Genomic DNA, 22,673 nt, shown 5'->3' with positions numbered 1-22,673 from the left:
TTTTGGTATCAGGGATATAACACGGTCACGTTCCCGGTGAGTGTCCTGAACAATCCGGTATAATCGGTATACTGAATATAGTAGACGTAAACGGCTTCATTCACAAATTCGCCACCCTGGAACCGGCCGTCCCACCCATCGCCCGGGTCGGTCGTTTCAAACATCTTGCGGCCACCTCGGTCCATGATCATCATCAGATACTCCCGCGGGGCAAAGTCCATCTGTGGCTTAAATTCAAAATTCATATCATTACTGCCGGGGGTAAAGGCCGTGGGCACCTGCATATGGGTCTCCACAGTAGCCACTGTAATATTGGAATAACTGGCCTCTTCCACTCCCCATCCATCGGGATTACTCAGTGCGATAACCCGGTATTGCACCTCGCCGGGCTGAAATCCGTTCAGAAGCGACTCTACCGGTTCCTGCCACTGAGTGCTGAGTGGCCCGGTTGTTGCAACATCAACAAAATCCCCGTTGCCGTTTCTCCGCTGTATCATATAGGCTGCGAGCCCCGGCTCATAGCTTTCATAAGGGGTCCAGCTAAGGGTAAGCATCTGGTTGTGGATCTCATTAAGCAGTAATATACTATTCCCGGTATTGGATTCTGAAAGCACCAGAGGGGTGGTACATGATTCCGGCAGAAAGACAGACTGCAGGATGTACTGGTAACTCATGTTTGAAGTCGGAACTTCATCCAGAATAACTTGTTTGGATTCACTGATGTTCCAGAGGGTTTCCACCTCCATATACGGGGTGTTCGGATTGCTTCGCCTTAAAACCCTGAAACTTTTTACCGGTCCGCTGATATCTGCTGTAAACTGAAGCTCCACAGTGGCTTCATCCACCACAGTCACATGATCGACCGTCAGCGAGGAAGGGGCCTGGGGGAGGAGTGTTGCCACTGTTTCCAGAGCCGAGAGGGAGGTATCCTGACTGAGGGCATTGATCGTCTCAATGTAGTAGGTGTAGGAAGCATTCCCGGTCACCTGGGTATGTTCGAAAGTATTGGTGCTCGCCTGGACAGCATCGAGCAACTGGAAGGCTTCCCCCGAAATGGCGCCGTATATGTTGTATCCGGCAATCTCTCCTTCCCAGCCCTCATAGCTGGTCCATGTCAGTGTGTTGGTATGTGTACATAAATCAAACTTAATATACAGGTTTACAGCCTGGTGCACATTATCGCTAAAAATACTCCTTCTGCCATCGCTTGTTTCGGCAGTCACCGCATAGGCGAGATTGCTCAAGCCACTGTTCATGTGTTTGAATTCAAGGATATTGGAAGAGAATTCCAGGAGCTGGGAGAATGTTCTGTCGGGATTCCTCCTCCACAGTTGATAGAACTGGATACCGGTGTCGGCACTGGGCTCCCATTTAATAAGAACTCCATTGTCGGCGTGGTCAACGCTTACCACGATCAGATCCGGAATATCGGGCAGGATCTGAGCCCCGGACCGGACAGGAAAAATGAAGAAGAGTACAAGGAATAGTGCCTGAACCAGTTGGGCCGGATATGGTTTCAATCCCTTCATCTTTACAATAACGTAATACCCTTGTTCAATGTTTCGTGATACCCGTAAACAAAGATAATAGTTCTAAATTGAGCATTCCCCATTGTTCTGCAGGGTAAAATGTTAATTTTGTCAATCTATGGCCGAAAACAGCTTTTTTCAGAGGGTCAACAGATTTAGGATCAGGTATTTATCTGGTCATAGATTCCTTTACATTCTTTCCGCTGTTGTGGGCCTGGCTGTGGGTCTTGCCGCAGTGATTATCAAAAACCTGGTTCACTTCATCCACGAAGCATTGCAGAACGGTTTCCAGGGTGATTACAACAGGTATTATGTCTTTATTATTCCCATTGTCGGGATAACCCTGACCCTCCTGTTTATAAAGTATATCAACAAGCGTCCGGTGGGACACGGGATACCTGGTGTGCTATTCGCCATCTCAAAGAACAACGGAATCATCCGCTCGCACAACCTCTACTCCAGCATCATAACCAGTGCACTGACCGTGGGTTTTGGCGGATCGGTGGGACTGGAAGGGCCAACAGTGGCTACGGGGGGTGCCGTGGGTTCTAATATAGGCAGGGCCTTTAAACTGGGCTATAAAGAGGTTGCCTTGCTGATTTCCTGTGCTTCTGCCGGTGCCCTCTCTGCCATATTCAAGGCTCCAATTGCCGGGATCGTTTTTGCCCTGGAGGTGATTATGCTCGACCTCACCATGTGGGCCATCATTCCCTTGTTGATCGCTTCTGCCTCAGCTGCGGTGACTTCTTACCTTTTTCTGGGCCAGAATGTGCTGTATTCTTTTAAGCTCACCGAACCCTTTCATATAGGAGAGATCCATTTTTACCTTTTGCTGGGGATCCTCACAGGTCTGCTTTCCGTCTATTTTACAAAGAGTTATATAAGAATATCCGGGTTCTTTGAGAAAATTGTGAGCCCCTGGAAACGCTTGCTGCTGGGAGGTGGGATTCTGGGGATCATTATCCTGTTTTTCCCTCCCCTGTACGGAGAGGGCTACGAGGTGGTGAATCAGGAGCTCCGGGGAGAATTTTTCATTCTTTTTGAAAACAGTTTTTTTGAGGGCTGGCAGCACAGCTTTGCCCTGCTGACGGTATACATGTTATTAATAATCGCTTTGAAAGTGGTGGCTACCACCGTTACATTCTCTGCCGGCGGCATCGGTGGCATTTTTGCGCCAACACTGTTTATCGGAGCCAATACAGGCATGCTTTTCGGACTTTTACTGAATCAGTTTGGAATCGATGTTTCGGTGAGCAATATGGTGCTTGTGGGGATGGCCGGAATGATTGCCGGAGTGGTTCATGCGCCCCTGACCGCTATTTTCCTGATTGCAGAGATCACCGGGGGCTACGAACTCTTTTTCCCTCTGATGCTTGCCTCTACTATCTCCTTGGGCACCACCCGGTATTTTGTAAAGAATTCAGTCTATACGATACAGCTGGCCAAGCGGGGGGAGCTGATGACCCATCACAAGGACCGTAATATCCTGCTGATGATGAAGGTCTCGGATCTCCTGGAGACCAACTTCAGGACAGTCCGTGAAGAAGAAACGCTGAGGGACCTGGTCCAAATCATCACCAAGTCCAGCCGGAACATCTACCCGGTGGTGGATGAAAAGAATTATTTGAAAGGAATCGTCAAACTGGACGATATCCGTCACATCATGTTCAACCAGGAGATGTACGACAATACCCTGGTCAGAGATTTGATGCATACCCCCAAGTGGGTCATTGAAAGTACGGACCAGATGGAGGAGGTGGCCAGGCAGTTCTCAGAAAGTGGCCGGTTCAATCTCCCTGTCCTTCAAAACGGAAAGTATCTTGGATTTGTCTCCCGTGCCAGGGTTTTCTCCTCCTACCGGGAGATGCTGAAGCACTTCTCGGACGATTGACGCCGGGTCAGACCGGCACCCTGATTTTAAAATAATTCTAAAGTATTAATTAATTATGTTTGTGATTCAACAACGAACTACCGATGCCGAGTTTTGTAATCAATGAAAAGTGCGATGGCTGCAAGGCGCAGGATCGTACTGCCTGCCAGTACATCTGTCCCAACGATCTGATGGTTCTGGATAGAGAGACTAACAAGGCCTTCAACAGGGCTGTGGATATGTGCTGGGAATGCTACAGCTGCGTGAAGATCTGTCCGACCCAGGCCATTGAAATCAGGGGTTACGCCGATTTCATGCCCCTGGGAGGGGTGGTGCAGCCCTTAAGAAGCTCCGACTCCATCATGTGGGCGGTCCGCTTCAGGAACAAGGTAGTTAAACGTTTCAAATTCCCGATCCGGACAAAGCCTGAGGGATCCATTGATCCCGATGCCGGATTTACCACCGGAACAGAGGATCTGAAATCGCCGGTGCTGAGAACAGAACCCGATTCCCTCTAAATAATATTTCTGAACAATGAATGCAGATAATTTTAAGACCCTTGTGGTGGAAACCGACCTGTTGATTTTGGGTGGTGGCATGGCGGCCTGCGGGGCAGCTTATGAAGCATCTTACTGGGCAAAAAAGAATAAACAGCGTGTGACCCTGGTCGACAAAGCGGCCATGGAACGCAGCGGAGCTGTGGCTATGGGGCTGTCGGCCATCAACCTTTACCTGGGCTTGAGCAAGGGAAACAATACCGTGGACGATTATGTGAGTTATGTGAAGAACGACCTGATGGGAATTGCCCGGAAGGATTTGGTGGCCAATATTGCCCGTCATGTGGATTCTTCCGTTCATCTGTTTGAGAAGTGGGGCCTGCCCATCTGGAAGGATGAAGAGGGCAACTACGTGAATGAAGGCCGGTGGCAGATCATGATCCACGGGGAATCCTACAAAAATATTGTTTCCGAAGCAGCAAAAAGCGCCCTGAAGGAGCTTGGTGAGGATGGTGCCTATTACGAGCGAGTCTTTATCACCGAACCGGTGATGTATGAGGATCGCTGCGTGGGAGCTGTGGGCTTCAGTGTCAGGGAGAATGTTTTCTATGTATTCAAAGCCAAGGCGGTCCTGGATGTGATGGGGGGAGCGGTTCATGTATTCCGGCCCAGATCTGTGGGGGAAGGACTGGGAAGGTCGTGGTATCCTCCCTTTAACAGCGGGGCCAGCACTTACTTTACACTGAAAGCAGGGGCCGAGATGACCTGCCAGGAAGTTCGCTTTGTCCCGGTCCGCTTTAAGGACTCCTACGGACCTGTGGGAGCCTGGTTCCTTCTTTTTAAATCCAGGGCCACCAATGCCAAAGGAGAGGATTATATGGAAAAACGGTCGTCGGAGCTTGAAAACTGGGCCCCCTACGGGACCTCTAAACCAACGCCTGCAAATCTGCGGAATTATCTGATGTTGCTGGAACTGGAAGAAGGGAACGGGCCCATTTATATGCGTACCGATGAAGCGATTCAGAAGCTTGTAGCGGAGATACCCGATGAGAAAGAGTCCCGGAGAAAAATGAAGGAGCTGGAATCCGAAGCATGGGAAGATTTTCTGGATATGACTGTGAGCCAGGCTCTGAACTGGGCTTCCCATAATATCATGCCTGAGGAGACTCCTTCGGAAATATCAGCCTGTGAGCCCTACTTTATCAGCTCCCATTCAGGAGCCTCCGGGGCCTGGGTAAGTGGTCCGAAAGATCTGGCTCCCGGGGAACACCACTGGGGATATGATAATATGACCTCCGTGAAAGGATTGTTTGCGGCCGGTGACGCGGCCGGTGCATCCTCTCATAAGTTCTCATCCGGATCCTTCACCGAAGGCCGGATTGCCGGCAAAGCGGCTATAGCATTCTGCGTGGACCATCCCGAAGCATTCGAAATCAGTGAGGAGCAAACAGCCGCAATGAAAGAGAGGGTTCTGCAACCCTTGAAGACCTTCCAGGAGCACCATGCTTATACCAATGATGAGGATGTAAACCCTAACTACATTAAACCCAGGATGTTTATGTTCCGTCTCCAAAAGATCATGGACGAATATGCAGGGGGAGCTTCGGTGGGCTTTAAGACCTCCGGGGCGCTGCTGACCAGGGGACTGGAGTATTTGCAGTTTATGAAAGAAGATGCAGAGAAACTGGCGGCCGCCGATCTGAATGAGCTTATGCGATGCTGGGAGAATGTGCACCGGATGTGGCAGGCGGAATCTCATATCCGGACCATGCTTTTCCGGGAAGAGACCCGCTGGCCGGGCTACTATTTCCGGACGGACTATCCAAGAATGAAAGAGGACTGGGAAGCATTTGCCAATTGCCGCTGGGATCCTGAATCGGGCAAATGGGAGATGATCAAACGCGAAATATTATAAAAAGAGCATTTACTTTGGACTATCCAACCTTAGTTTTAGGAGGTGGAATAAGCGGAATCACCGCTGCTGTGGAGCTGGCGGAGGCCGGAAAGCAGGTAGTGCTGATTGAAAAGGAGAACTATCTGGGCGGCAACGTATCCCGCTTTAATAACTATTTTCCCAAGCTTTGTCCGCCGGCCTGTGGATTGGAGATCAACTACAGGCGAATCCGTTCTAATCCTCGTATCACTTATTATACCGGTGCGAGCCTGAAGGATCTGTGTGGCGCGGATGGCCGGTATATGGTGAACATCCGTCTGAAGCCCCGGTTAATCAATAACAATTGCACCTCCTGTGGCAAGTGTGCCGGGGTATGCCCGGAGGAAAGGCCTGCAAAGATTGGCCGGACCGCAGGGGAAAAAGCTGCCTATATAAACAACGGCCTGGCCTTTCCCATGAAGTACAGCATCGATCCGGATGTCTGTAAAGGGGAGGATTGCGGGAAGTGTCTGGAAGTTTGTGAATACGATGCCATCCAGCTGGATGCCTTGCCCGGAGAGGTGGGGATCCAGGTCGGGAAGATCATCGTAGCCACCGGATGGATCCTTTACGATGCAGCAAAACTGGAGAATTACCGGTACCGGGAAGAGGCTGATGTGGTGACCAACCAGGAGTTTGAACGAATGCTGGCCACCTGCACCAGGGAGCATGGCAAGCTGACCAGGCCATCGGATGGAAAGGTGCCATCGCGCATTGCATTTATCCAGTGTGCAGGATCGCGGGACATGAATCATCTGCCATACTGCTCGACTGTCTGCTGCCCGGCCTCGTTGAAACATGCCTTAAGCCTGGAAGCGGAGTATCCGGAGATGACTGCGGAGATTTTTTATATCGATATTAGACTTGCTGGCAGAAATGAAAAGCTGCTGAAGAAAGCGGAAGAAAAAGAGCGCATAATACTTACCAAGGGAAAGGTGGGACGGATTCTGCCTGCGGAAGGAGGGAGGGGAGTCGTTCTGGAACTGGAAGATATTTCACTTGGTACCAGGCGACGGGATTCATTCGATATGGTTGTGCTGGCTTTGGGATTAACACCTGCTCCTGTTTCAGCTGCATTAGAGATAAACGAATATGGATTTTATCTGCCCGGACAGTCTTCCGGGATAATTCCCGCAGCCTGTTGTAAACGGCCTATGGATGTTTCTTCGTCGGTAAAAGATGCCACGGCCGCGGCACTAAAAGCGATGCAGTAATGACTGGGAATGAAAGGAAAAATATGGCTCTGGCCGTATGCACCGGTTGCAGCATTGGTGAGAGCCTGGATGTGGATAAACTTCTGGATGCGGCCACAGAGGCATATCAGGGGCTTACCTGTATCAAACACCCTTCACTCTGTTCCGAACCGGGATTGGCAGAGCTGAAGGGGAAGGTTCTCGATATGGGGATCGTCCGACTGGCTGTGGCGGCCTGCTCCCCCCGGGTGAAAAGTGCAGAATTTAATATGGACGGGGTTCAGCTGGAGCGGATTAACCTGAGAGAGCAGGTGGCCTGGGTGATGGAGCCCGGGCAGGAGGATACACAGATGTGCGCAGAGGATCAGACACGGATGATCCTGGCCAAGCTGGAAGCCAGGAAAGAAAATACTCCCTATATTCCTGAAACTACCTCCCCGGAAATCCTGGTGGTGGGTGGGGGCATTGCCGGAATCACAGCGGCCCTGGAAGGGGCAAAAGCAGGTTACCGGGTTCACCTGGTGGAAAGATCCCGGAGGCTGGGTGGTTATGCCGGAAGGATCTTTAAAATGTTTCCGGAGCGTGAAGAAGCTTCCAGGCTGAAAGAGCCCGATATAGCTCAGAAGATAGAAGCGCTTGAGCAGCATCCCGGAGTGAAGATCTACCTGGACACCAGGATAGAATCCATCTCCGGGGAACCTGGAAATTTTCGCGTTTCACTGGATCATAAAGGGGCAGAGGAAGTGCAGGTTGGTGCTGTGGTTACTGCGACGGGCTGGAAACCATATAATACAGAGAAACTTGTGTCGCTGGGCTATGGCTCTCCACGGGTGAAAACACTGGAAGAATTTGAGCAATTTGTGCAGGAGCAAGAGCTTCCTGACCGGGTTCTGTTTATATTATGTGCCGGATCGAGGGACCCCGGGCATCTTTCATACTGTTCTTCCTACTGTTGTAGTGCTGCCCTGAAGCAGGCCCTCTATGTCAGGGAACTCAATCCTGGTGCCGAGGTCTATATCATATACCGGGATATCCGTACCATGGGGTTTCAGGAGGAGTTTTACAAAATGGTACAGGCCGATGATGCAATTTTTATGACCAAAGGGGTGGTCGGTACGGTCTCTGACCTGGGAAACGAGATGGAGCTTACAGTAAGCCAGTCGCTGCTGGGAAACCACATCCGGATTACCTGCGACATGGTGGTACTTGCTACAGGGATGGTTCCCAATACGACCACGGATCTTCAGCTGCAGTACCGCCTGGGAAAGGGACTTCCCGAACTGGAATATGATTTTTCCGACTCTCATTTTATCTGTTTTCCTTATGAGACCAGGCGTACCGGTATCTTTGCGGCTGGTACGGTCAGGGCACCTATGGATATGGAAATGAGCGGGGAGGATGGTGCAGGTGCCATGATGAAGGCCATCCAGAGTATCGAGTGTGTAAAGCGGGGAGAAGCGCTCCATCCCCGATCCGGGGATATGACCTGGCCGGAACTGTATATGGAGCGCTGTACCGATTGCAAGCGCTGCACGGAGGAGTGTCCCTTCGGTAGTTATGATGAGACCGAAAAAGGGACTCCGCTGCCTAATCCGGCACGTTGCCGGAGGTGTGGCATCTGTGTGGGCTCCTGTCCGGAGCGGGTCATAGGTTTTGCGGATTTCCATATCCATAGTGTTTCGGCCATGATCAAGGCTGTGCATATACCCGATGAGTTTGAGGAAAAACCCAGAATCCTGGTTTTCGTCTGTGAAAACGATGCCTACCCGGCACTGGATGAAGCAGGAATACACCGGCTTGGCTACAGCCCCTTCGTCAGGATTATCCCGGTACGCTGCCTGGGTTCCATCAACAAGGTCTGGATCTCCGATGCACTCTCCCACGGATACGATGGTATCCTGCAGATAGGTTGCAAGCCAGGTGATGATTACCAATGTCACTTTATTCATGGCAGTGAACTGACCGAACAGCGCGCTGCGAATCTGCAGGAGACCCTGGAGACCATGATGCTTGAACCCGAACGGATCCGGACTGAATTCGTGGAGATCACCGGGCACCACGAGATACGTGAGATCATAAACGATTATGTGGAAGAGATGGAGCTGATCGGCCCCAACCCATTTAAAAGTATGTAAGGTTAGATACAGAACTATGCCAGCTTAGAGCGGACATGAAAGAGACTATTACCATACAACCGGACCTGCTGTTTAAAAGGGAGTTGAGCCGCCTGAGCGGATCCCGGCTGAATCAGTGCATGCAATGCGGGAACTGCTCGGCAGTCTGTTCACTGGCACCCGCGGAACGCCCCTTTCCCCGAAAAGAGATGATCTGGTCCGGCTGGGGTCTGAAAGAAAAACTGATCGGGAACGTGGACATATGGCTCTGCTATCAGTGTGGCGATTGCAGCTCTTATTGCCCCCGGGGTGTAAAACCCGCCGACGTGATTTCCGCCATTCGTCAGAAGACCTACCTGCACTATGCCCGTCCTTCTTTCCTGGGCAGACTGGTAAGCGAACCCCGTTGGCTTCCTCTGGCCATTGCTGTTCCCGTGTTTGTGATTACTGCAATTCTTGTCCTGGGAGGTACTTTCAGGATACCCGAAGGAGCGGTCGATTACTCAGCTTTTTTTCCACACGGCCTGCTGAATATAAGTTTTTCTGCCCTGACCTTCTTCTTTTATCTGCTGGCATCCCTTGGTATCGGAAGGTTCTGGAAAGACATGAAACGGCAGACTCCTCCGGGTGAATCCGGGATGAAGAAACTTCCTGTTTTTAAAGTGCTGGGGGAGATTTTCTCCCATGTCTCTTTCTCTGCCTGCCAGTCGAGGAAATCCGGGAAGCTGGCCCATATGCTGCTCTTTTTCGGATTCAGCCTGTTGATCCTGGTCACCATCTACGCTATCTATGCCACTATTAGTCATAATTACCCCCTTCCCATCAGAAATCCCTTTAAAATCATGGGGAATCTGGCCTCGCTGATGATTTATACTGGATTGGGCCTTATGGTCGGGCAGAGGCTTTTTAATAAGAAAGTATTTGGGAAGAGCAGCTATTCCGATTGGCTCCTGCTGGTGGCCATCGGTCTTCTGACCCTGTCCGGGACTTTGGTGGAAGCCGCCCGTTTTGGCAACTGGAACTGTGCTTACCACCTCTATTTTTTTCACCTGGTGGCCGTATGGTTTGTGATTATGTACCTGCCTTTTACCAAGCTGGGGCATATCTTCTATCGCATTACAGCCCTGCTGTACGCACGCTCCATCGGAAGAAAATAGTCATTTGAAACTGTCCAGCACCTTCCTTACCGATCCGTGCAGCAGCAGGAGCCTTTTCGACTCATCCATATCGAGGCCCAGCTCCTCACTGATCATTCTCGAACCCCGTTCGACCAGTTTGGCATTGGTGAGCTGCATATCCACCATTTTATTGCCCTTCACCCGGCCCAGTTTGATCATGGTGGAGGTGGTGATCATGTTCAGGATCAATTTTTGTGAAGTTCCGGATTTCATCCGGGTGCTGCCTGTAACAAATTCCGGTCCCACCAGGGCTACCAGTGGAAAATCCACAGCAGCAGCCAGTTTGGTGTTGGGATTGTTGGTAATACAGGCGGTAAGCAAGCCGTGTTTCCCGGCATCCTGAACGGCCCCTATGACATAGGGAGTTCTGCCGGAAGCAGCGATCCCGATCACCACATCATTTTTGCCAGGTTTGAATTTAGCCAGATCGCGCCAGGCCCCATGAAAGTCATCCTCGGCCGATTCTACGGCCTTACGGATGGCTTTGTCGCCACCAGCAATAATACCGATTACTATATCATAGGGAACACCAAAAGTGGGCGGGATTTCAGACGCATCGACAATACCCAGTCGCCCGCTGGTCCCGGCCCCGACATAGAAAAGACGGCCTCCTTTCATGATTCTGGGTATTATACCTTCCACCAGCTTCTCTATTTTGGGGATGATGGTATGTACCGCCTTGTGTACCGTGCTGTCCTCCTGATTGATATTCTCCAGCAACTCCCGGACGCTCATCTGGTCCAGGTTATCGTACCGGGAGGCAGATTCGGTGATAGAGACCGTTCCATTCATCTCTGAGGTATGGACCTCTTTATGGTAGGATACCAGGCCTTCGATGGGTGAGGGGATCACCTGGCTGATTTTCAGATGATGCTTACCCATCACCTCGGTCAGGATCTCCTTAAAGTAGAAGGCTACAGATCCTGCAAAACCAATTTCCAGATCCTCGAATTCGCTGTACTTGGAAATATTCTTTTCGATAAAATCTTCAAAAGCCGCATAGACAATCTTCCTGATCTCCCCGTGCTCCATATACTTTGCAGCGATTTCACTTAAGGATGCCAGGTATCTGTTCGCATGCGGCTTGTTATAGACATTTTCAAGGATCTGGTCTATGGAGAGTCCCTCCTCCCTGATAATGGCCTCCCTCAGATCATCGCTCAGGTTTCTCTTATGCAGGGCATTTACCAGCCGTTTTCCGATATCGGCACCTCCCCCCTCATCACCCAGGGAGTAGCCCATGGCCGGAACCTTATCCGAGATCTTTCCATCCTTATACAGGCCTGAGTTGGATCCCGTTCCCAGGATGCAGGCAATGCCGCTTCTGTCCTGGAAAAGTGCGCGTGCCACCCCAAGCAGGTCATCCTGTACCTGGATGTAGGGGTGTACCCCAATGCGCTTTTGAAGAGAGCTGTGTATAATATCTTTCATCGCTTCATTGGCGACTCCCGATCCATAGAAATAGATCTCATGGATGTTAGGCTCATTACCCTGAAAATCGAGTTTATCAAGCTCCTCTTCAATTTCCTTCCTGCTCGAGTGGTAGGGATTGATGCCCCTGGTCGACATGCTGCGGATCTCCTCTCCCTTAATCAATCTCCAGTCGGTCTTGGTGGAACCGCTGTCTGCAATCAGTATCATGGTATAGTAATATGAATGATGTATGACAAATTACCTGAATAAATTTGTAAATTGCAACAATCTAAGCTGCTTGTGATGGATGATATTTTTCAAAATATTGGAAACAAGCTCACCCTGAGTCAGCGCATCGAACGAACGCTCGAGAATGCCATCAGGGAGAAAAAACTTCCGGTAGGTTCTAAACTGCCCACTGAGCGTGAGATGTGTGAATCTTTTGGGGTAAGCAGGACCGCTTTAAGGGAGGCATTAAGACGCCTGAGTGCCCGTGGATTGATAAGCATTCAGAAAGGAAGCGGGATGTATGTCAGCGAAATCCTTATTGAGGACGCCATCGATACACTGAATCTCTACTACGATTTGAAATTCGATAAGAACCTTCTCTCGCAGATCATTGAGGTGAGGTGTATTTTTGAACCGGAAATTGCCAGACTGGCAGCCCTGAACAGGACCAGCAGGGATATCGATGAGCTAAGCAGGAACCTGAAAGAGTTCGAACTCTGCGATCCCGATAACACACAAAAGGAGGCTGATCTGGACAATCACTTTCACCTGGCCATTACCAAGGCCACCCTGAATCCCATTGTCCAGATTACCATGGAACCTATCTACTCTTTACTCCCCCGGATGAGGAACTATATTTACGGGAATATTGAAGGGGAGAAGACTCATACCCTGAAATCGCACCAGGCTCTGGTCGATGCCCTCCGGAAAAAAGAGGGTAAGGAGGCCCATTCGATCATGAGAGAGCACCTGGAGCGGACCCGGGAGATTTATGATCTCCACCTGGACCCGGATTTTAACTGAGTTTAGCCAAAAACAATTTTATTCCTGCTGCGTTATTCTTTGCATAAGAGGAACGGATGAGTAAAAGAATGTGCAGGGAGGAGGATGGACTTGAGGAAAAGATACAGGACAGGCAGATGGAATATCGTTGTAAGAAATGTGACAGACAATCCCCAAAAGAGAAATGGTGCTGCAAGCCAAAGAAAATAAAGCGATGATTCTGGCTGCCGGGCTCGGAAGCAGACTGAGACCGATGACCGATCATAAACCCAAAGCCCTGCTGGAATGGGAGGGCAAACCCCTGCTCGAGCATCTTATACTGAAGTTAAAAGCGGCTGGCTTTACTTCCATCATCATCAATGTGCATCACTTTGCCGACATGATTTTGGAATTTGTAAAACAGAAGGATCACTTCGGGATTGGAATCGAGTTCTCCCATGAAAAGGACGAACTGCTCGACACCGGGGGCGGAATTGCCCATGCGTCCAGTTTTTTCGGTAAGGAACCTTTCCTGGTATATAATGTGGACATCCTTAGTAATATTGATCTCCGCGCTATGTACCGGTATCATCTTGCCAGCGGGGCTTTAGCGACCCTGGCGGTCAAGCAGCGGGTAACCTCCCGCAGCCTGTTGATGAGTGCGGATGGCCTGTTGAAGGGATGGCGCGATAACCGGACCGGGGAGACCATTCTTTCCGGAACCACGCCAGACGGACTTAAGCCCATCGCTTTCAGTGCCATTCATATCATGGATCCCGGGATTTTTGAGCTTTTCCCCAAAGAGAAACGCTTTCCCCTGATGCCTTTCTATCTGGAACTGGCAAATACGCATCCGGTACATCTGTACCGGCACGACCAGGATAGCTGGACTGATATGGGAAAAATGGAGTCTTATACCTGATATTTTTTATATAGCAGCATGGAATTAAGCGCTAAGTTGGAGGTGCAGATCGCACAATGGAATGAGGAGTTGAAGGAGAAAAGGCCTGCGGAAGTAATAGGCTTTTTCCTCCGGCATTTTGGGGAGCATCTTGTTCTTTCAACCAGTCTCGGACTGGAAGATCAGGTCCTTACAGAGATGGTACTTCGTCAGAAGAAAGACACGGAGATTTTTACTCTGGATACCGGGAGGCTCTTTCCGGAGACCTATGACCTGATTGCCCGCACCAATAAGCATTTTGGAATTCGCATGAAGATCTATTTCCCGGAGGCAATAAAGGTGGAGAAGATGGTGGCAGAAAACGGGATCAACCTGTTTTATGACAGTGTGGAGAAGAGGAAACTTTGCTGTTCCATCCGGAAGGTGGCGCAATTGCCCCGGGCTTTCGAAGATAAGCTGGCCTGGATATGCGGACTGCGGAAAGACCAGTCGGTTTCCAGATTTTTCAACAAGCTGGTGGAATGGGATGCGGCAAACGGACTGGTGAAGATCAACCCCCTGATTAACTGGACCGAAAAGGAGGTCCGGGACTATATCAAAGAGCATAATATTCCCTATAATCTGCTGCACGACCAGGGATTTCCCAGCATAGGCTGTGAACCCTGTACCCGGGCTGTTGAACCCGGGGAGGATATCCGTTCCGGCCGCTGGTGGTGGGAAAACGAGCTGCATAAAGAGTGCGGCCTTCATAAAAAGTAGACGCTTTCTATTCATTGATCACTCCCGATCCGAGCAGTTCATTCCCATCGTACCAGGCGGCAAACTGTCCGGGAGCAATTCCCCTCTGGGGCTCTTTAAAGGTGATGTACAGACCTGCATCTGTTCTGTGCAGGGTGCCCTTCTGGAGGGCCTGCCTGTAACGGATGCGCACCAGGTAATCACGGCTCTCCCCGGCCTGCATCTCCAGGTCGCGCCGGACCCAGTGGATTTCTTCAGGCAGGATCTTTAGTCCACGACGATAGAGTCCCGGGTGGGATTGGCCCTGACCCACATAAATGCGGTTGGCCTTCACATCGGTAGCAATTACAAAAAGAGGCTCCTTTTTTCCGCCTACATTCAGGCCTTTACGTTGCCCCACCGTGAAGAAGTGAGCGCCCTGGTGCTTGCCCGTCCAGATTCCGTCCTCTTTGGCATAAAGCCAGGGAGCACTGATGGCTTCCAGGTCCGCGAAATCCTGTTTCTCCGCAGTATATTGAGCCAGTCCGGCCGGGATCTCAAAAATATTGCCTTCCCTGGCTTTTAGTTTCTGCTGCAGAAAGACCGGAAGGTGCACCTTACCCACAAAACAGATTCCCTGCGAGTCTTTTTTTCCGGCAGAGGCAAGCCCCTGTTCTTTTGCAATCCGCCTGACCTTTGGCTTATGCAGGTGACCAATGGGAAACAGGGTTCTGGCGAGCTGTTCCTGCGAGAGCTGGCAGAGAAAGTAACTCTGGTCCTTGTTGGGATCCGCTCCGGCCAGGAGATGCTGGATCTCCACTCCCTCCCGAATACTGGTCATCTTTCTGCAGTAGTGACCAGTAGCCACGTAATCGGGTTTATAAGCCTCAGCTGCTTCCAGAAAGGCATCAAACTTAATCTCCCGGTTACAGAGTACATCCGGATTTGGGGTCCGGCCTTTCTGGTATTCAGAAAACATATAATCAATCACCCGTTCCCGGTAAGGCTCACTCAGGTCTACCACATGGAAGGGAATATCCAGTTTCCTGGCCACCAGTTCGGCAAAGACCACATCCTCATCCCAGGGGCAATCGGCATCTATCACTCCGGTCTTATCGTGCCAGTTGATCATAAATAGCCCGATAACTTCGTAAGCCTCTTTCTTTAACAGGTAAGCGGCCACACTGGAATCCACTCCTCCCGATAATCCAACAACAACGCGTAGTGCCAAGGTCTGTAATTTGGTACAAAAATATGAAATTCTAAGGAATCCAATTTCTATCTTTACATAATGCCTCCCCTGAACATATATAAAGCATCTGCAGGATCGGGTAAGACCTTTGCCCTGACTATGGAGTATTTGAAATTGCTCTTTCAGCGGGAAGGCATTCACAGGCATATTCTGGCCGTTACCTTTACCAATAAGGCAGCGGGGGAGATGAAGCACCGGATTCTGAGCAGGCTTTCCAAACTTTCGAATTACCGGGAGGACGAGCCTATGGAAGAGATGAGGCAGCTTGTTAAGGCAAGCGGACTGGATGAAGCCTCCATCAGCAGGAGGGCGGGAGAACTGCTGGAAACCATACTGAATGACTACTCCGGATTTTCCGTGGGGACCATCGATAAATTTTTCCAGTCCGTGATCCGGGCTTTCACTAAAGAGATTGGTATTCAGCCTGGCTATAACCTGGAGCTGGACCACTCCCGGGTACTCTCCCTGGCGGTGGACCGTCTTTTTCAGGATCTGGGTAATCGCCCGGAATTACAGGCCTGGTTGATCCGTTTTGCCGAGGAGCGGATGGAGGAGTCCAGATCCTGGAATTTCAGGGAGGAGATCATCCAGCTTGGCATGCAGCTTTTCAAGGAGTCGTTCCAGAATCTTTTTCTGAAATATGACATCTCACTCCTTAGCAAGGAGAACCTCGATTTTTTTTACCGGGAGCTGAATCAAATGGAAGAGCAAACCCGTCGTGAAATGTCGGCCATTGGAAACAGGGCCCTTCAGCAAATGGAGAGCCTGGGCCTGGGACCAGAGGACTTCTATTTAAAAAGTAAATCTCCGTCGAGCCTTTTTGTGATTGCAGGAAAGGGGGAAGACGTTCCCTTCAGCGAATCGAAATTACAGGCTCTGGAACTATCTGAGAAATGGCTTAAAAAGGACTCATCTTCTGCCATGAGGGCCCTTACGGAAGATCAGCTGATGCCCCTGCTGAATGAGGTATATCGCCTGCAGGTGGATTTAAATACCGTGGCCATGGTCCGTGACAGTTTCTATACCCTGGGAATCCTGGCTGATACCTGGGAGTATGTACGTGAATATACCCGGGAAAGAAATCTTTTCCTGATTGCCGATTCGAGTCGTTTTCTCCGGGGGATCATCGGGGGAAACCAGGTTCCCTTCGTGTATGAGAGAACAGGCAGCCGTTATAATCATATTATGCTGGACGAGTTTCAGGATACTTCTTTGTTTCAATACGATAACTTCAGGCCTTTGCTGGACAACTCTCTGGCTGCAGGGCAGCAGAACCTGGTGGTCGGGGATGTGAAGCAGTCCATTTACCGCTGGAGGAATTCAGACTGGAAGATTCTTGCAACGGAGCTGGAGAGAGATTTTGCCCACCAGGAAGTTCGTATTGATACACTGAAGAGGAACTATCGCAGCCGGGAACAGATCATCCGCTTTAACAATACGGTTTTCCGGCTTTCCTCACAGTTGCTTGCTGAAATGATTGAAAGGGAGCTGCTTGCCTCACCCATTTCCAGGGATGAGGCGATGCTGGAGGTAGAACGCTTCAGGCTGGCATATAAGGACGTGGTTCAGGAGATTCCGGAACAGAGCCGGGAGACAGGCGGATTTGTCAGGGGACTGTTGTTTGATGATGAGGAGCTTTCCTTCCGGGACCAGGTCCTGGAAGCCCTGCCGGGCTGGGTAGAGGAGATCCGTCAAACAGGTATAGAGCCGGGAGAAACAGCTATCCTGGTTCGCACCCGCAAAGAGGGGGTGGCTGTGGCAAACAGACTGCTGGAACATGCCAGGCAGAGCGGGAATGCAGGAGAATTCAGGCTGATCTCCAATGAGTCCCTGCTATTGGTCCAGAACAGTTCGGTGACCATTCTTGTTTCCCTGCTGCGATACCTGGTGCAGCCCGATCACCGGATCAATAACCTGCTGCTAAAATACCAATGTTCCCTGTTGGGAATGGGAGCTGAGATTGATACGGATCAGCTTTACCAGGCGGATACCCCAACTGAGCTCTTTTTTCCGGAGACTTTCATGAAGGAGAGGGAATTGTTGAAACAATTGCCCCTGTATGAGCTTATTGAATCGCTGATCAGTCTGTTTTCACTGGGAGATCGTGCGGAGGATCTTCCCTATATCCAGGCATTTCAGGACACCGTCATCGATCTGCACCGCAGAGAACCGGTTGGCATCAAGGATTTCCTGGATTACTGGGAGCAGCATGGGAGCAAACGAGCGATTTCTGTCTCCGAAGAGTCCAATGCCCTCAGGATCCTGACCATACATAAATCCAAAGGACTGGAGTTTAAGGCGGTCATTGTTCCCTTTTGTGACTGGGAAGTAACGACGGTGCACCGCAACTCGGAAGTCCTATGGTGCGAAACGGAAGGGACCCCCCTGGACAGAATACCCATCGTTCCGGTAAAATTCATCTCCAGAATGATCCATACTCGATTTTCCCGATCGTACTACCGGGAAAGAATGAAGGGTTATATGGACAAGCTAAATCTCATGTATGTGGCTTTTACCAGGGCCAGGGACCTGCTTTATATCGGCATTCCCAAACGGGAAGTTCACGGAGTCAAAAGCACCGGGGACCTTTTGCAGGCGATATTGAACAAGAATCCTGGAGAAGAGCCCTGTACGGCTCCCCTTCACACCTGCGTGGATGCCAATGTACTGACCATTGGGGAACTTCCTGCTTATTCCCGGAAGCGCGCTGAGAAGGACCCCTGGCTCTTCCGTAGCTATCCGGTGAACAGGGATAAGCGTGCCGTGAAAGTGAGGCTCAGAAGTGATCAGTATTTTGTGGATGAGGAAGGGGTGTTCCGGACGGGGCGTATGTATGGCAATATGATGCACCTGATCTTTTCCAGGATTGTATATGGCAGGGATCTCGCCGGAGTACTGGATGCCATGCAGAGAGAAGGACAGATACCCGGAAATGAGCGGAATGAACTGGAGAGGTTGATACGCCGGAAACTATCGGGACCACTGGTCAAAGAGTGGTTCTCCGAAGGGGAGAACAAGCGAGTGTTTAATGAGCGCACCCTCCTGTGCGGGGACGAGAGTATTCTCCGTCCCGACCGGGTCATCCTTGAGGGGAACCGGCTTACGGTGATTGATTTTAAATTTGGTGACCTTGAAAAAAGCGCTTATAAGAGTCAGGTCAGCAATTACATGGAGAAACTGGAAGAAATGGGTTTTGAGCATATGGAGGGATACATCTGGTATGTGATGCTGGATAAAACTGTTAAAATCTAAGTTATGGCGTATCCCTGGGGAACCGAGAGAAGATTGAATGCGTACAGCGACTATTTCAGGACGCATTTCGGGGAGCGTGTCCAGAAGATAACTATTGACGCAGGTTTTACCTGTCCCAACAGAGACGGGACCTGTGGAACGGGGGGCTGCACCTTCTGCGACAACCGGGCCTTTAATCCATCCTATAATCGGCCTGAAAAGTCTGTAGCTGAGCAGATCAGGCAGGGCATGGCCTTCCACAAAAGGCGATACCGGAAAGCAAGCCGCTACCTGGCCTATTTTCAGGCCTATACAAATACATATGCTGATCCGGAGGTACTGAGTTCTCTCTATGATCAGGCCCTCGCTGTTCCCGGAGTGATCGGAATTGTGGTAGGCACCAGGCCCGATTGCGTGGATGGGGCTATCCTGGATTATTTCAGGGAGTTATCGAAACGGGTCTATGTGGTGGTTGAATACGGGATTGAATCGGTGTTCAACAGGACCCTTCTGCGGGTTAACCGGGGCCACGATGTGCAAAAAAGCCGCTGGGCGGTTGAAGAGACCGCTGCACGCGGAGTACGGGTCGGAGGGCATGTCATTATCGGCCTTCCCGGCGAGGACCGGGATGATTTTCTGGCTATGGCCTCCGAACTGTCAGCTTGGCCTCTTAATAATATTAAATTTCATCAGTTACAGCTTATCCGGGGAACGGCCATGGCCCGGGAGTTTGTCGAAAAAGCGGAGGATTTCCAGTTCTTTTCCCTGGAGGAATATCTTCACCTGATCATGGAAATTCTGGAACGGCTTAATCCGGCATTTGTGGTGGAGCGGATTGCCGGAGAGGTGACCCCGGGAATGGGGGTCCGGGAGGGCTGGGGGCTCCGTTACGACGGCGTTTTACGGGCTTTTGAAGAGCTGCTGCTCAAGCACGACAGCTGGCAGGGGAAAAACTATAAACCGGGAAGATAATGAAGCCCCTGCTCGAAACACTGGCCATACATCTTGTTAAAACAGCTTCCGATAAGCTGGGTGATACCCGCATCATTTTGCCAAACAGACGTGCTGGGCTTTTTCTGCAAAGGCATCTCTCCAGGCATATTTCCAATACCGGGTGGGCACCGCGGATCTATTCCATCAGTGATTTTATTGATGAAACGAGCTCTCTGGAACGGTCCGATCCCCTGGATCTGTTTTTTACCCTTTACGATATTTACTCCGGATTTGCAGAGCAGCCCGATTCACTGGATGAATTTTATCTCTGGGGAGAAATGATGCTCAGGGATTTCGATGAGCTGGATAAATACCTGGTGGATGCGGACATGTTGTTCCGTAACATGGTCGACCTGAAGGCGCTTGAAGAGCCTTTGGCGGGACTGGAACCTGAGCAGCTTGAGTTTATCAGGCAATTCTGGACCGGGTTTCACTGGGGCGGGCAGACCCCCGAAAAGGAGCAGTTTATCAGAAGCTGGGTCCTGCTTCCTGAATTATACAAGCGTTTAAGGAGCGTCCTTACGGCGAGAGGGGAGGGGTATCAGGGGATGCAGTACCGGCAGATCGCGGAGCGGATAGCCGGGGGAGAGATGGAATTTGGCTGGGAAGGACCTACCGTGATTGCAGGATTTAATGCCCTGAATCAATGTGAAAAGCGGATTTTTTCCTGGATGCAGAAGCACGGAGCGGAGTTTTTCTGGGATTATGACCATCTCTACACGGATACGGCCGGAAAAGAGGCCGGAAGGTTTTTAAGAGACAATATGGAGCACTTCCCTGCGTCCGAAAGCCTGGAGGATTTCCGCGGTTTGGAAAAGGATAAGGAAATAAGGATTTTTGAGCTCCCCACAGATGTTCTGCAGGCCAAAACGCTGCACAGGATTCTGGAGTCAAAAGGGCCGGATACACGGCACGATTGCACAGATACGGCTGTGATTCTCTGTGATGAAGAGTTGTTGTTACCGGTCATGATGTCACTTCCGGAGGGAAGCGGGGAGATCAATGTGACCATGGGCTATCCCATGAAAAATACTCCGGTCTACAGTTTTATAGATCAGCTGCTGCGCATGCAGCATAACACCCGCAAAGCTTCCGGCGGGAAAGTCCGCTTTTATCACAGGGATGTGATGGCAGTCCTGTTGCATCCCTATTACAGGAAGATGAAGCCTGATTCAACGGAAGACCTGAGCCTTCATATGGTGCGGAACAACCTCATCCTGGTGGATCAGGAAGTATTCAGCGGGGAGCTGGAAAAGGTCATATTCAAACAGGTGGGTGGATCGGCCGGCTTGATTCGCTACCTGAGAACTCTTTTCAATCATATACTGGAAGCCCTCTCCGGGAGGGAAGAAACCATGCAGGATGCTCTGGACCGGGCATTTATCTTTCAGCTCCTGACCTACCTGAATAAATTTGAAGGGATGATCACCCGGCGCCCCGGCATTTCTGAGATGATCTTCGAACGCTTGCTGAAAAAGTCTCTGGGGGCCCTCCGGATTCCTTTCGAAGGCGAGCCCTTGTCAGGACTGCAGCTAATGGGAATTCTGGAGACCCGCCTGCTTGATTTCAGACATGTGATTCTGCTTTCCATGAATGAAGAGCTTATGCCGGCCGCCCACGAGACAAACTCCAATATTCCCTATTCCCTGCGATTGGCATTCAGAATGCCTGCCAGGGAGGATATGGATGCCATTTATGCCTATTATTTCTATCGTTTGCTTCAAAGAGCAGAGCGGGTTGACCTTTTGTTCAACGGGGGTACAGAAGGAATTCGTACCGGAGAAATGAGCCGTTACCTCCACCAGTTGGTTTTTAACAGGAAGCTGGAGATAATCAGGCCCGGGCTGGAGGTGAAGGCCCGAAAAATTCCGGACCTGGAGATACCGCATACCCGGATGGCGGATATAAAGCTGGAGCGTTATCTGAAAGACGGGGAAGAGGGACGATTTTTATCTCCCTCTGCGGTAAACACCTATATGGATTGTTCCCTGAAGTTTTATCTCAGGTATATCGCCGGCATCGGGGAAGCGGATGAGATCAGTGAGGAGCTCGATCCGGCTGGATTTGGTACTGTGGTGCATGATACGCTGAAAGAACTGTATAGAGAGATAGCCGATCTGGGCGGAGCTCAGCTGACCCGGAACGGTCTGACAGGACTTTTGGAATCGGACAGGCCCGGGAAGGTTCTCCTCCGGGTCTTCAGGGATCACCATTATAAGGGAAGGAGGCAGGAAGTGCTTGAAGGCAGGAATATTATTATTTTCCGGGTGATGCTCCGCTATCTGGAAAAGATTATCCGGACCGACCTGGCCATAGCTCCTTTTGAACTGGTAAGTGCCGAGATGAACTACCAGCGTAAACTGAATATTAAGGTGAAGCAGGATCATCTGGAGGTCCGCCTTGGCGGGAAAATTGACCGGATCGACCGGGTGAACGGCCTGCTCCGGGTTATTGACTACAAAACGGGTCAGAGCAGTCAGAAGTTTTCTACGCTTGAATCTCTCTTCGACAGAGACCATGTAAGCCGCAACAGCGCAGCCATGCAAACCCTGTTTTATGCCTGGCTGGTAGGAGAAGTCTATGCCGAAGAGAAGGTGATGCCCGGACTCTATGCCATGAAAGAGCTTTTTGAGGAGCACTTCGATCCTGCTCTGATCATGACAAGCCTTAAGAAGGAGGGGAGAATTGAGTCGTTTGAGGTCCTGGAAGAGCCATTCCTCAGGCTTTTGAAAGAGGTCCTGCAGCGATTGTTCGATCCGGATGTCCCGTATGTGCAAAGAAATAATGATAAGAAATGCTCTTATTGCGATTTTGCATCGCTTTGCCAGAGACAAATCATAGAATGAGCTTGTAGTCCGGCAA

The 22,673-nt window shown here is 50.6% G+C and carries 15 protein-coding genes; 12 read left to right on the top strand and 3 right to left on the bottom strand.

Annotated elements, in window-relative coordinates; all coding sequences use genetic code 11:
• Positions 1 to 8: 8 nt before the first annotated feature.
• Positions 9 to 1,520: a gliding motility-associated C-terminal domain-containing protein gene (locus tag P1P86_13000; protein ID MDF1576098.1), complete on the bottom strand. Its 1,512-nt coding sequence runs from the start codon at positions 1,518 to 1,520 to the stop codon at positions 9 to 11.
• A 127-nt stretch (positions 1,521 to 1,647) separates the two neighbouring features.
• On the opposite strand from P1P86_13000, the gene P1P86_12995 reads away from it, so the two are divergent.
• The 6 genes from P1P86_12995 to qmoC all read left to right on the top strand — a co-directional run bounded on the left by P1P86_12995 (position 1,648) and on the right by qmoC (position 10,293).
• On the top strand, positions 1,648 to 3,420 hold the full coding sequence (locus P1P86_12995) for a chloride channel protein (protein ID MDF1576097.1): 1,773 nt from the start codon (positions 1,648 to 1,650) through the stop codon (positions 3,418 to 3,420).
• Positions 3,421 to 3,503: 83 nt separating this feature from the next.
• Positions 3,504 to 3,917: an adenylyl-sulfate reductase subunit beta gene (gene aprB, locus P1P86_12990; protein MDF1576096.1), complete on the top strand. Its 414-nt coding sequence runs from the start codon at positions 3,504 to 3,506 to the stop codon at positions 3,915 to 3,917.
• 16 nt (positions 3,918 to 3,933) lie between these two features.
• Positions 3,934 to 5,811, top strand: a complete 1,878-nt coding sequence (gene aprA, locus P1P86_12985; protein ID MDF1576095.1) for an adenylyl-sulfate reductase subunit alpha — start codon at positions 3,934 to 3,936, stop codon at positions 5,809 to 5,811.
• Between the two features lie 14 nt (positions 5,812 to 5,825).
• Positions 5,826 to 7,043 (top strand): FAD-dependent oxidoreductase, encoded by a 1,218-nt coding sequence (locus P1P86_12980; GenBank protein MDF1576094.1) that lies wholly within the window; start codon positions 5,826 to 5,828, stop codon positions 7,041 to 7,043.
• Complete coding sequence (locus P1P86_12975) at positions 7,043 to 9,157, top strand: FAD-dependent oxidoreductase (GenBank protein ID MDF1576093.1); 2,115 nt, start codon at positions 7,043 to 7,045, stop codon at positions 9,155 to 9,157. Before P1P86_12980 ends, P1P86_12975 begins: the two co-directional genes overlap by 1 nt.
• A gap of 35 nt (positions 9,158 to 9,192) precedes the next feature.
• Complete coding sequence (qmoC, locus tag P1P86_12970) at positions 9,193 to 10,293, top strand: quinone-interacting membrane-bound oxidoreductase complex subunit QmoC (GenBank protein MDF1576092.1); 1,101 nt, start codon at positions 9,193 to 9,195, stop codon at positions 10,291 to 10,293.
• Here the strand turns inward: qmoC and P1P86_12965 are convergent, their stop codons facing one another.
• Positions 10,294 to 11,106: an N-acetylmuramic acid 6-phosphate etherase gene (locus P1P86_12965; GenBank protein MDF1576091.1), complete on the bottom strand. Its 813-nt coding sequence runs from the start codon at positions 11,104 to 11,106 to the stop codon at positions 10,294 to 10,296. It abuts the gene before it with no gap.
• A gap of 924 nt (positions 11,107 to 12,030) precedes the next feature.
• On the opposite strand from P1P86_12965, the gene P1P86_12960 reads away from it, so the two are divergent.
• The 3 genes from P1P86_12960 (at position 12,031) to P1P86_12950 (ending at position 14,377) form a co-directional block, all read left to right on the top strand.
• Entirely contained in the window at positions 12,031 to 12,759 is a 729-nt protein-coding gene (locus P1P86_12960; protein ID MDF1576090.1) for a FadR/GntR family transcriptional regulator, read from the top strand.
• Between the two features lie 163 nt (positions 12,760 to 12,922).
• Entirely contained in the window at positions 12,923 to 13,639 is a 717-nt protein-coding gene (locus tag P1P86_12955; GenBank protein MDF1576089.1) for a nucleotidyltransferase family protein, read from the top strand.
• Between the two features lie 18 nt (positions 13,640 to 13,657).
• Positions 13,658 to 14,377 carry a phosphoadenylyl-sulfate reductase gene (locus tag P1P86_12950; protein ID MDF1576088.1) on the top strand — a complete coding sequence of 240 codons (720 nt, stop codon included), beginning with the start codon at positions 13,658 to 13,660 and terminating at the stop codon, positions 14,375 to 14,377.
• A 7-nt stretch (positions 14,378 to 14,384) separates the two neighbouring features.
• Here P1P86_12950 and mnmA read toward each other — a convergent pair whose 3' ends face one another.
• A complete protein-coding gene (gene mnmA / locus P1P86_12945; protein MDF1576087.1) occupies positions 14,385 to 15,566 on the bottom strand; it encodes a tRNA 2-thiouridine(34) synthase MnmA in 1,182 nt (393 codons plus the stop codon).
• A 60-nt stretch (positions 15,567 to 15,626) separates the two neighbouring features.
• On the opposite strand from mnmA, the gene P1P86_12940 reads away from it, so the two are divergent.
• From P1P86_12940 to P1P86_12930, 3 genes are read left to right on the top strand one after another with little or no spacing between them, the layout of a single operon-like run.
• Entirely contained in the window at positions 15,627 to 18,839 is a 3,213-nt protein-coding gene (locus tag P1P86_12940) for a UvrD-helicase domain-containing protein (protein MDF1576086.1), read from the top strand.
• 3 nt (positions 18,840 to 18,842) lie between these two features.
• Positions 18,843 to 19,790, top strand: a complete 948-nt coding sequence (locus P1P86_12935; protein ID MDF1576085.1) for a TIGR01212 family radical SAM protein — start codon at positions 18,843 to 18,845, stop codon at positions 19,788 to 19,790.
• A complete protein-coding gene (locus tag P1P86_12930) occupies positions 19,790 to 22,657 on the top strand; it encodes a PD-(D/E)XK nuclease family protein (GenBank protein ID MDF1576084.1) in 2,868 nt (955 codons plus the stop codon). Before P1P86_12935 ends, P1P86_12930 begins: the two co-directional genes overlap by 1 nt.
• Positions 22,658 to 22,673 lie beyond the last annotated feature (16 nt).

This window comes from Bacteroidales bacterium, from assembly GCA_029210725.1.
GTDB lineage: Bacteria > Bacteroidota > Bacteroidia > Bacteroidales.
The sequence above is the reverse complement of the archived record's forward strand: the minus strand, read 5'-3'. Positions and strand labels throughout refer to the sequence as shown.